A 10,642-nucleotide genomic window follows, 5' to 3' on the forward strand; every position below is an offset into this window, starting at 1 on the left:
CGGGGTCGAGTGAGATGTTGACTGGTCCTACCAGTTTCTTCGGGCAGTACTGTCTATTCACGGTTCTGTCTGGCTAGATTGGCGCTATAAGTCAAAGTGGTCCTACCAGCAGGAGTGTGCGCAGTGGGTACTGAAGGCAAGGCCAAGGTCGCCGACCAGGTGGCCGAACGGGTCGAGCGGCTTATCGTCGAAGGCGTGCTCAAGGTGGGCCAGGCACTGCCGTCGGAGCGGCGGCTGGTGGAAAAGCTTGGCTGTTCACGTTCGGCCTTGCGCGAGGGCCTGCGCGTTCTGCGTGGGCGCGGCATCATCGACACCGAACAGGGGCGGGGTTCGTTCGTCGCCGATCTCACCGGGCAGGCGGGTGCTACGCCTTTGATGCACCTGTTCAGTTCGCAACCGCGCACGCTGTTCGACCTGCTGGAGGTCCGGGCGTTGCTGGAGGCTGAGTCGGCGCGGCTGGCGGCGTTGCGGGCTACCGACGTCGACCGCCTGCTGATCCGCCGGCGCTACGAAGAAATGCTGGCTGCGCACGAGGCTGCGCAGGCGCTCGATGCCCGTGAGCATGCCCGCCGTGACCATGCCTTTCACCGGGCGATCAGTGAGGCCTCGCATAACCCGGTGCTGGTGCATACCCTGCAATCGCTCAGTGACCTGACCTTGAGCACGGTGTTCGCTTCGGTCAACAACCTGTATTGCCGGCCAACGCAGAAACGCCAGATTGATCGGCAGCATGCGCGCTTGTATCGCGCGGTCATGGAGCAACTGCCCGAGCAGGCGCAGCGGGCCGCGCGCGAGCATATCAATGGCATACGCGACAGTTTGCGGGAGATCGAGCAGGAAGAGCAGCGCCTGGTCAGGGCGACCATGCGTATGGATGGCTGGGGTTGAAACGGCCCTGTAGCGGCCCTCTCGCGTCTGGGCGCCGCGAGAGGGCCGGTAAAGGTCTACTCAATGGTCAGCCACAGGGTCATCTTGCGACAGGATGGCCCGGGCCAGCTCTTCATCATTGGCCTGCAGCCCTGGATGGTCCTTGCGGGCCTGTTCAAGCGCCGACTCCACATAGGCGCCGCGGATGGCACCGCCGCTGGCGACGAACGCTGAAAGTTCGTCACGGGCCGGGATGATCCGTTTGTCATCCTTGAAGGTTGAATACAGCGAAGCGGAAATACCGGCCGAGGTGGCGACGTCGCCCGCATCGACGCGGGCCAGGGCAGCACCGGCAGGCATCAGGAGCAGCAGCGCAGGGGCGAGGAGTAGGTGGCGCATGTCGTGTTCTCCAGTAACGTGAAGCACAGGGAAATAAACCACTCAGTGTCTAAGACGGCGGAGGCGTTGGGGTAGTTCCCTTATCCTGGCTGGAGGGAGTCGGGGACAAGGTGCACCTGTCGCTGACGAGGTGGCTGAACTCGCGTTTTGCAAGGTGGCGACGGAGCGCGTCTTGGATTGACCGCGTCGGGACGCGCGTGATTTGCTTGGGGGGATGGTGCTTCGCGGGCAAATCCGCAGAGGGCCCTGCCGATCATTCAAAGGAAACTGAAGGTTCGCCCATGTCCGACTACAAGCTGCACTGCTTCGCCGAATCCGGTAACGCCTACAAGGCTGCGCTCATGCTTGAACTCACCGGCCAGAACTGGCAGCCGGTGTTCGTCGACTTCTTCCATGGCCAGACGCGTGAGCAAACCTGGCGCGATGAGGTGAACGAGCAGGGCGAGGTGCCGGTGATGGAACACGCTGGCAAGCGCATCACCCAGTCTGCGCTGATCCTCGAATACCTTGCCCAACAGACCGGCCAGTTCGGGCCTCGCGATGAAGATGAAAAGCGTGAAATTTGGCGCTGGATGCTGTTCGACAATCATAAGTTCACCAGCTATTACGCTGCGCTGCGCTTTCTGTTCTGCCTGAAGAACACCGGCGAAACCGATGTGACGCGGTTCCTGCGCGAGCGTGCCACGGCGGCTTACCGTATTGTCGACGCGCACCTGGCGAAGACGCCATTCATGGTCGGTGGCCGGTTGACCATCGCCGACCTGTCGTTGGCGGGGTATGTGTTCATGCCGGAAGACACCGGTATCCCGTTGGCAGCGTTCACGCACATCGAGGCGTGGAAAGCCCGTATCCAGGCGCTGCCGGGGTGGAAACACCCGTATGAGCTGATGCCGCGCACGGCATCCTGACCCATTCGCGGCTAAAACCGCCACCACGGCGGCCCGGCGAAATCATGTGTGTGGCACACCCCGAGTGGGTGCGCCGCCCGCATACTCCGGCTTCAGGTGCCCTTGCTCGTCCAGCAGATAAGCATCCATCACCTCCCGCACCACCGGCCCTGCGACCCGGCCTCCAGCCTCACCGTTCTCGATCATTACTGCCACCACCACACTGGGGTGCTCAGCCGGAGCAAAGCCGACAAACAGGGCGTTGTCGCGATGGCGCTCAAGGGTCTTGTTGCGGTTGTAACGCTCACCCTGCTTGATCGCCACCACCTGCGCGGTACCGCTTTTGCCGGCAATTCGGTACTGGGCACCGGCGGCCGCGGCGCGGGCAATGCCGCGCGGGTCGTGCATGACCATCTGCATGCCCTGGCTGACCTGGTCCCAGGCATGCTTGTCGTGCAGCACGATGTCGGGCATGGGGTTTGGGTCGATCGGCGTATCGCCGCCCACGGTCATGGCCAGGTGCGGGCGGTGCCACACGCCCTTGCTTGCCAGCAGGCTGGTGGCCTGGGCCAGCTGCAGGGGGGTGACCTGCATGTAACCCTGGCCAATGCCAAGGATCAGCGTCTCGCCCGGGAACCAGGCCTGGCGTCGCGTGGCGCGCTTCCACTCGGCCGAGGGCATCAGCCCGGAGGCTTCCTCGAACATGTCCAGCGACACCTTCTGGCCCAGGCCGAACTCGGCCATGTAGTCGTGCAGCCGGTCGATGCCCAACTTGTGCGCCAGGTCGTAGAAGTAGGTGTCGTTGGAACGCATGATGGCGGTGTACATGTCCACCCAGCCGTCGCCGCTGCGGTTCCAGTTGCGGTACTTGTGGTCATAGTTGGGCAGTTCGTAGTAGCCCGGGTCGAACACCCGGCTGGCAGGGGTGATCACCCCGCTGTCGAGGCCAGCGATGGCCACTTCAGGCTTCACGGTCGAGCCGGGCGCATACAGGCCGCGCAGGACGCGGTTGAACAGTGGGCGGTCGATGGAGTCGCGCAGCGCGGCATACTGCTTGAAGCTGATGCCCTTGACGAACAGGTTGGGGTCGAAGCTGGGGTTGCTGACCATCGCCAGTACGTCACCATTGGCCGGGTCCAATACCACCACCGAGCCACGGCGGTCACCCAGCGCTTTTTCTGCGGCTATCTGCAAATGGGCGTCCAGGGTGAGGACTATATCCTGCCCAGGGGTCGGGTCCTTGTGGTTGAGCACGCGCATCACCCGCCCCTGAGCGTTGGTCTCGACCTCTTCGTAGCCCACGTGGCCATGCAGTTGGCTTTCGTAGAAGCGCTCGATGCCGGTCTTGCCAATCGATTGGGTGCCGCGGTACTCAGTGCTGTCGAGCGTCTTGGCTTCTTTCTCGTTGATGCGCCCCACATAGCCCACTGAATGCGCGAAATGCCCGGCCAGTGGGTACTCGCGGATGAACTGCGGCTCCACCTCCAGGCCCGGCAGGCGGAACTGGTTCACCGCTACCAGGGCGATCTGCTCCTCGCTCAGGCCCACCATAAGGGTCACGGGCTCGAACGGTTTGCGGCCACGGCGCAGGTCCTTGTCGAACTGCTTACGGTCGTCTTCGGTCAGGCCCAGCACCTGCGTCAGGGTGTCGAGCACCTTGGCCGAGTCGCCGCCGGCCCGCTCCCGGGTCATGGTCAGGTCGAAGCTGGGCTTGTTGTCGGCCAGTACCACGCCGTTGCGGTCGTAGATCAGCCCGCGTTCGGGGGCGATGGGCAGCACGTGCACGCGGTTGTTTTCCGACACGGCCGTTTGTTGGTCGTGCTGCAGCACTTGCAGTACATAGAGCCGGCCCACCAGGACGGCACACAGGCTGAACACCATGGCAGCGCAGGCCAGAAGCCGACGGTTGACCAGGTGCTTTTCCTTTTCGTGGTCCTTTAGCGGGATAGGTTGCGGCATCAGTGAATCGATCCTGAGGGGTAGCAGTACGCGCGCGATCGGGCCGCGGATGCTACGCAACCCGTACTGCCCCCTCAAGACGAGCCCCGGCTGCCCGCTGGCTGGCATCGGCTGTGTGCCCCATGATCAGGGCGCTGAGGGGGAATATGAAGATTTGTTCATTGCGGAGTCATGATGGCGAGTCAGGGGTGGTTTTTGATGATTTGTGGATCCACAGATCGATTCTGTTCGGTAACCGAACATCAAGTTTCGTTGGTTGTAAATTTCTAAACTATTGAATTTATTTATAAAAAATATGATTTTTCCTAGCAATGAACTGAAATTGGTTGCGCCTGATTGTTAGGCAGTGCTTTCGTCACGTTGTCTGTGGATCCATTATCTGGTTGATTAGCGCCTGACAACGGCCGGAGCCCTCCTGCCGTATGCGATAACAATTACAAAAAGGGTCCAGTCATGAATGGCTATCCAGCGGCACTGAACCGTCAGGGTTCCTCCCGTTGCGCCTGCGTGTGCGCATCGTTCTTCTCGCCTGTGGCCAAGCCTGGCCGGCAGGTGACCCCATGAATACCGATCTCAAGCAACGTCTGGACAACGACCCGATGGGTCGCTTTCAGTGCCTGGCCATTGGTATTTGCATCATCCTCAACATGATCGATGGCTTCGACGTGCTGGTCATGGCCTTCACCGCTGCCTCGGTGTCTGCCGAGTGGAACCTGAACGGGGCGCAGGTAGGGCTTCTGCTCAGTGCCGGCTTGTTCGGCATGGCGGCCGGGTCACTGTTTATCGCGCCGTGGGCTGACCGCTTTGGCCGACGCCCGCTGATCCTGCTGTGCCTGGCGCTGTCCGGTATCGGCATGCTGCTCTCGGCACTTAGCCAGAGCCCGCTGCAACTGGCGCTGCTGCGTGGTCTGACTGGGCTGGGCATTGGTGGCATCCTGGCCAGCAGCAATGTGATTGCCAGTGAATATGCCAGCAAACGCTGGCGCGGCTTGGCGGTGAGCCTGCAGTCCACTGGCTATGCGCTGGGTGCGACCCTGGGCGGTTTGCTGGCGGTATGGCTGCTGGGGCATTGGGGCTGGCGCTCGGTATTTCTGTTTGGCGGCATCGTCACCGTACTGGTGATCCCGCTGGTACTGCTGTGGTTGCCAGAGTCGCTGGACTTTCTGCTGGCACGCCGGCCGGCCAATGCTCTGGCCCGGGTCAACCGTCTGGCCGTGCGCCTCGGCCAGCCGGTATTGGCGCAACTGCCGGCTGTTGCCGCAAGGGCAGAGGGTGCCAAAACCGGGTTCAGGCAGCTGCTGGCGCCGGCCATGCGCCGCACCACGCTGGTGATCTGGTTGCTGTTCTTCCTGGTCATGTTCGGCTTCTACTTCGTCATGAGCTGGACGCCGAAACTGTTGGTGGCCGCCGGCTTGTCGGCCCAGCAAGGCATCACCGGCGGCGTGCTGTTGAGCGTGGGCGGCATCGTTGGCGCGGCGCTGATCGGCGGCCTGGCTTCGCGCTGGCCACTGACTCGCGTGCTGGCGTTGTTCATGCTCATCACCGCCGCGCTGCTGGTGCTGTTCGTGGCCAATGGTGCCTCGGTCACTGCGGCGCTGGCGTTGGGCCTGCTGATCGGGCTGTTTTCCAACGGCTGCGTGGCTGGGCTGTATGCCTTGTCGCCGGTGGTCTATGACGCATCGGTACGCGCCACCGGTGTGGGTTGGGGGATCGGCATCGGCCGCATGGGCGCGATCCTGTCGCCGACCGTGGCTGGCGTGCTGCTCGATGGTGGCTGGCAACCCCTGCATCTGTATGGCGTGTTCGCCAGCGTGTTCGTGCTTGCCGCCGGTTGCCTGCTGCTGCTGCGCCCAACGGCCAAGCCTGCGTCTGCCTTGCCTGCTGATGCACTGAGCCACTGAGTGCAACCCGGCCTGGCCGGGTATCTGAATGCAACTTACTGCTCCGGGTCATGCTGGCCTGGGGCGGTCTGCTGCGCCTATTGAACGTGGAGAACAATAATAATGATGGACACAACTTGCACGGTGGCCCGTTCGGTCCTGGCTGTTTCGCTGGCGTTTGGCCTTGGTTTGCCGGCCTGGGCGCAAGAGGGGGGCTTCTTTGAAGATGCCAAGGGTGGGCTGACATTGCGCAACTACTACTTCAACCGCGATTTCCGCGACCCGGGGGCCGCCAAGGGCAAGGTTGAAGAATGGGCCCAGGGTTTCATCTTCAAGTTCAGCTCTGGCTACACCCCGGGGCTGATCGGTTTTGGCCTGGACGGTATCGCCCTGTTCGGCGTGAAGCTGGACAGCGGCGGCGGTACCAGCGGCTCAGAACTGTTGCCGGTGCACGATGACGGGCGAGCGGCCGACGACTACGGTCGGGCCGGGCTGGCGGCGAAGCTGCGTATGTCCGCGACCGAGCTGAAGGTGGGGGAGTTGTTGCCGGATATTCCGCTGTTGCGTTACGACGATGGCCGTCTGCTGCCGCAGACCTTCCGTGGTGCCATGCTCGACTCGCGGGAAATCGAAGGCCTGAGCCTGCAGGCCGGCCAGTACCGCGAGGTGAGCCTGCGCCACTCTTCGGACATGCAGGACCTATCTGCCTGGGCCGCGCCCGGGGTCACCTCGGACGGCTTCAACTACGCCGGCGCCGAGTACCGCTTCAACCAGCAGCGAACACTGATCGGCGCCTGGCACTCGCAGTTGGAGGACATCTACCAGCAAAGCTACTTCAACCTGCTGCACAGTCAGCGGGTAGGGGAGTGGACGTTGGGGGCCAACCTTGGCTACTTCATCGACCGGGATGACGGACAGGCGCGCATCGGCGACATCCAGAGCCGCACCGGTTACGCCTTGCTGTCAGCTTCGCACAGTGGCCACACGCTGTACCTGGGGTTGCAGAAGGTCAGTGGCGACAGTCAGTGGATGTCGGTGTACGGCAGCAGTGGGCGAACCCTGGGCAACGACATGTTCAACGGTAACTTCAGTAATGCTGACGAGCGTTCGTGGCAAGTGCGTTATGACTACAACTTCGCCGCGCTCGGTGTGCCAGGGCTGCTGGCCATGGTGCGGTACGGGCATGGCGAGAACGCCACCACGGCGGCGGGCAGCAATGGCAAGGAGTGGGAGCGCGATGCCGAGGTGAACTACACCTTCCAGAGCGGGGCTTTGAAGAACCTCAACATCCGGCTGAACAACGCGACCAACCGGCGCAGCTTCAACAGTGATCTCGACCAGACGCGCCTGATCGTCAGCTATCCGCTGACCTTGTAGGGGCGGGTTCACCCGCGAACACCGGCGCAGCCGGTGCCATGTTCCGCGTTGCCTGCTTCGCGGGTAAACCCGCTCCTACATTTACGGCGCGTGTCTTGAGACAGGTTGGTTTCTTGGCGCGCGCCTCCCCCCGTAGGAGCGGGTTCACCCGCGAACACCGGCAAAGCCGGTGCCATGTTCCGCGTCGCCTGCTTCGCGGGTAAACCCGCTCCTACATTTACGGCGCATGTCTTGAGACAGGTTGGTTTCTTGGCGCGCGCCTCCCCCCGTAGGAGCGGGTTCACCCGCGAACACCGGCAAAGCCGGTGCCATGCCCCGCGTTGCCTGCTTCGCGGGTAAACCCGCTCCTACAACAGGCCTGCAGCAACCCCTCGGCTTGCGCTAAGATGCCCGTTCACGTCTTTGGAAGTCGCCTGGATGAGCAAACCCGGTCAGATGGTGCTGGTTGCGTTGCGCAAGATGATCGCTTCGGGCGAGCTGGCGGCCGGCGAGCGCTTGATGGAAGTCCCAACCGCTGAACTGTTCGGCGTTTCACGCATGCCGGTGCGCATGGCATTTCGCACCCTCGAACAGGAAGGCCTGCTGGTGCGCTTTGGTGGCCGGGGGTTTCAGGTGCGTTCGGTCAGCGCCGATGACATCGCGGGTGCGGTCGAGGTGCGCGGTGTGCTGGAGGGGTTGGCGGCGCGTCAGGCTGCAGAACGTGGCTTGTCGGTGCAAGCACGCGCTGCGCTGCAACAATGCCTGGTGGACGGCGATCAGCTGTTCGACAAGGGCTTTGTGAGCGAAGACGACTTGCAGGTCTATCACGACCTGAACATGCGCTTTCATCAGGTGATCATCGACGCCAGCCACAACCCGGCCATTGCCGTTGCCCTGGCGCGCAACGACCACCTGCCATTCGCCTCGGTCACCGCACTGGCGGTGGACCGCCATGATCTGGCTCGCGAATACCGGCGCTTCAACTTCGCCCACATGCAGCACCACGCCGTGTTCGACGCCCTGGTCAACCGCCAGGGTGCCCGCGCCGAAGCGATCATGCGCGAGCACGCCAATGCCACCTTGCGCTATGCCGAAACCTTTGGTGGGGCAGCGGCGGACGCGGGCATGAAAGTCATCCTGCCCTCGTCGTAAGCCGGATCAGATATCCAGCACCAGCAGCGGCGTCTTCGAGCGCGAGCAGCAAGGCGTGAACTGATCGTTCAGGGCCTGTTCCTCTTCGGTGAGAAACAGATCGCGATGGTCCGGTGTGCCCTGCAGCACGCGTGTCAGGCAGGTGCCGCAAATACCCTGCTCGCACGACATGGCGATCTCGATACCGTTCTCTTCCAGCACCTGCACCACGGTCCGGTCGGCTGGCACCTCGAACACCTGTCCCGTGCTGCCCACCTGCACCGAGAAACTGCCATCGTTGCTGGCATCCACCGGTGCTGCGGCGAAGTACTCGCGGTGCAGGTTGGCCTCCTGCCAGCCCAAGCCCTTCGCGCTGTCCAGCACATGCTGCATGAACCCGCCAGGCCCGCATACATACAGGTGCACATCATCTTGCGGGTTGCCCAGCACCTGGGCGATGTCCAGCGCCGTTTCCGGCTGCTCGTCAAAATGCACGAACAGCCGATCAGCGAACGGCGCGCTGCGAATCCGCTCGACAAACGCCGCACGTTCGCTGGAGCGGGCACAGTAGTGCAGCTCGAAGGCCTGGCCGCTGTGGGACAGCTGCTCGGCCATGCACAGGATTGGGGTAATGCCGATGCCGCCAGCAAACAGCAAACTGCGCTGCGCACCCTCGGCCAGCGGGAACAGGTTGCGCGGCGCACTGATACGTAGCCGGGCACCGGCCTGCACCTGTTCGTGCAGGCTACGAGAGCCGCCCCGCGAAGCCGGGTCGTTGAGTACGCCAATCAGATAGCGATGGCGTTCTTCGGGGTGGTTGCACAGCGAGTACTGGCGCACCAGCCCGTCGGGCAGGTGCACGTCGATATGCGCGCCGGCGCTGAACGCCGGCAGCAAGCTGCCATCTGCCGCTGCCAGCTCGAAGCTGCAGATACCCTGGGCTTCATCGTTACGGGATACCACTACGGCATCGATCATGTCGGCTGTTCCTCAGGCAGGGGTGGCGCTGGTGGCGATCAGTTGCGGCTGCGGCGCACGCTCTTTGGCGATGATCCGCTCCAGCACCTTGCGTGACTGCACGCCGCCGGCATCGATGTTCAGCTTCAGCAAGTTGCGCTCGGGGTGGGCCAGCAGGTTCTGCTGCTGGCGTTCGAGCATTTCCAGGTCTTCGCTGAAAATCTTGCCCTGGCCCTCCCGGATGTTGTCGGTCAGGGTCTGGTCGTGCGCAGCGAAGTTGCGCGCCATGCCCCAGAAGTACCAGATAGAGGTATCGCTTTCCGGGGTGATGAAGTCGACCACGATGCTCGACGCCTTGTGCTGTGCATCGGCGTGGTAGCCACCCTTGCCGGCATGCGCCACGCCCACTTCGATCAGTACATGGCTGGGTGGGGTGAAACGGCAGATCTGCCAGCGGTCCACCGGTACATCATCGGCCAGGCCGTTGCCACGCAAGGCCATGCGCCAGAAGGGCGGTGCCATGATGTTTTCCATGTGCCGGGCGGTGACCACTTCGTCGCCGGTGACGGTGGTGACCGGCGGTGCTTCGTCGATCTCCTTCTGGCCGATGCTGGACGCGTGCACATAGGTTTCATGGGTGAGGTCCATGAGGTTGTCGATCATCAGGCGGTAGTCGCAACCGATGTGGAACAGCCCGCCGCCGTAGGCCCACTCATCATTCACCGCCCATTCCAGATGCGGAATCAGCGCCGAGTCGGCCTGCGCCTGGTCACCGGGCCAGACCCAGATGAAGCCATAGCGCTCGACGGCCGCAAAGGTCTTGTTGCAGGGGAAGCCACGCACCCGTTGGCCCGGCATCGACACGGTCTTGCCGTCGCAACCCATCACCAGGCCGTGGTAGCCGCACACCAGGTTGCCGTCCTCGACATAGCCCAACGACAACGGTGCGCCGCGGTGCGGGCAGAAGTCCTCGACGGCGGCTACTTGGTTCTCTCGGGCGCGGTAGAACACGATTTTTTCCCCGCAGATCTGCCGGCCCAGGGGTTTGGTGGCGATCTCATCGGGGGTGCAGGCGACGTACCAGGTGTTTTTGGGGTGCATGGGAGGCTCTCCGGGTTTTGTTTTTATTTAATGGATCCATTAAGGCTGCGGTCGGCGTGGTAGGTCAATGCATTTTGCTTGGTAAGTGCGGATTCTGTGCGATTA

At 62.8% G+C, this 10,642-nt stretch carries 9 protein-coding genes; 5 read left to right on the forward strand and 4 right to left on the reverse strand.

Annotation, left to right across the window (positions count from 1 at the left end; genetic code table 11):
- Positions 1-123 precede the first annotated feature (123 nt).
- On the forward strand, positions 124-888 hold the full coding sequence (gene glcC, locus N5D53_RS10485; RefSeq protein WP_020192876.1) for a transcriptional regulator GlcC: 765 nt from the start codon (positions 124-126) through the stop codon (positions 886-888).
- 60 nt (positions 889-948) lie between these two features.
- Here the strand turns inward: glcC and N5D53_RS10490 are convergent, their stop codons facing one another.
- Positions 949-1,266 carry a DUF2388 domain-containing protein gene (locus tag N5D53_RS10490; RefSeq protein ID WP_003256154.1) on the reverse strand — a complete coding sequence of 106 codons (318 nt, stop codon included), beginning with the start codon at positions 1,264-1,266 and terminating at the stop codon, positions 949-951.
- A gap of 281 nt (positions 1,267-1,547) precedes the next feature.
- Here N5D53_RS10490 and N5D53_RS10495 point away from each other — a divergent pair, with 281 nt between their 5' ends.
- On the forward strand, positions 1,548-2,174 hold the full coding sequence (locus N5D53_RS10495) for a glutathione S-transferase (protein WP_104961417.1): 627 nt from the start codon (positions 1,548-1,550) through the stop codon (positions 2,172-2,174).
- Positions 2,175-2,216: 42 nt separating this feature from the next.
- Here N5D53_RS10495 and mrdA read toward each other — a convergent pair whose 3' ends face one another.
- Positions 2,217-4,112 carry a penicillin-binding protein 2 gene (gene mrdA, locus N5D53_RS10500; RefSeq protein WP_064493046.1) on the reverse strand — a complete coding sequence of 632 codons (1,896 nt, stop codon included), beginning with the start codon at positions 4,110-4,112 and terminating at the stop codon, positions 2,217-2,219.
- A gap of 560 nt (positions 4,113-4,672) precedes the next feature.
- Between mrdA and N5D53_RS10505 the strand changes: the two genes are divergently transcribed.
- The 3 genes from N5D53_RS10505 to N5D53_RS10515 all read left to right on the forward strand — a co-directional run bounded on the left by N5D53_RS10505 (position 4,673) and on the right by N5D53_RS10515 (position 8,500).
- Positions 4,673-6,013 carry an MFS transporter gene (locus N5D53_RS10505; RefSeq protein ID WP_104961418.1) on the forward strand — a complete coding sequence of 447 codons (1,341 nt, stop codon included), beginning with the start codon at positions 4,673-4,675 and terminating at the stop codon, positions 6,011-6,013.
- A gap of 102 nt (positions 6,014-6,115) precedes the next feature.
- On the forward strand, positions 6,116-7,369 hold the full coding sequence (locus N5D53_RS10510) for an OprD family porin (protein WP_104961419.1): 1,254 nt from the start codon (positions 6,116-6,118) through the stop codon (positions 7,367-7,369).
- 417 nt (positions 7,370-7,786) lie between these two features.
- Positions 7,787-8,500: a GntR family transcriptional regulator gene (locus N5D53_RS10515; protein WP_003256147.1), complete on the forward strand. Its 714-nt coding sequence runs from the start codon at positions 7,787-7,789 to the stop codon at positions 8,498-8,500.
- A gap of 6 nt (positions 8,501-8,506) precedes the next feature.
- On the opposite strand, the gene N5D53_RS10520 is transcribed toward N5D53_RS10515, so the two are convergent.
- Together N5D53_RS10520 and N5D53_RS10525 are read right to left on the reverse strand one after the other, a co-directional pair.
- Complete coding sequence (locus N5D53_RS10520) at positions 8,507-9,457, reverse strand: PDR/VanB family oxidoreductase (RefSeq protein WP_020192346.1); 951 nt, start codon at positions 9,455-9,457, stop codon at positions 8,507-8,509.
- Between the two features lie 12 nt (positions 9,458-9,469).
- Complete coding sequence (locus N5D53_RS10525) at positions 9,470-10,537, reverse strand: aromatic ring-hydroxylating dioxygenase subunit alpha (protein ID WP_266023826.1); 1,068 nt, start codon at positions 10,535-10,537, stop codon at positions 9,470-9,472.
- Between the last annotated feature and the right edge of the window lie 105 nt (positions 10,538-10,642).

This window comes from Pseudomonas sp. GD03862 (genome assembly GCF_029840855.1).
GTDB classification, from domain to species: domain Bacteria; phylum Pseudomonadota; class Gammaproteobacteria; order Pseudomonadales; family Pseudomonadaceae; genus Aquipseudomonas; species Aquipseudomonas alloputida.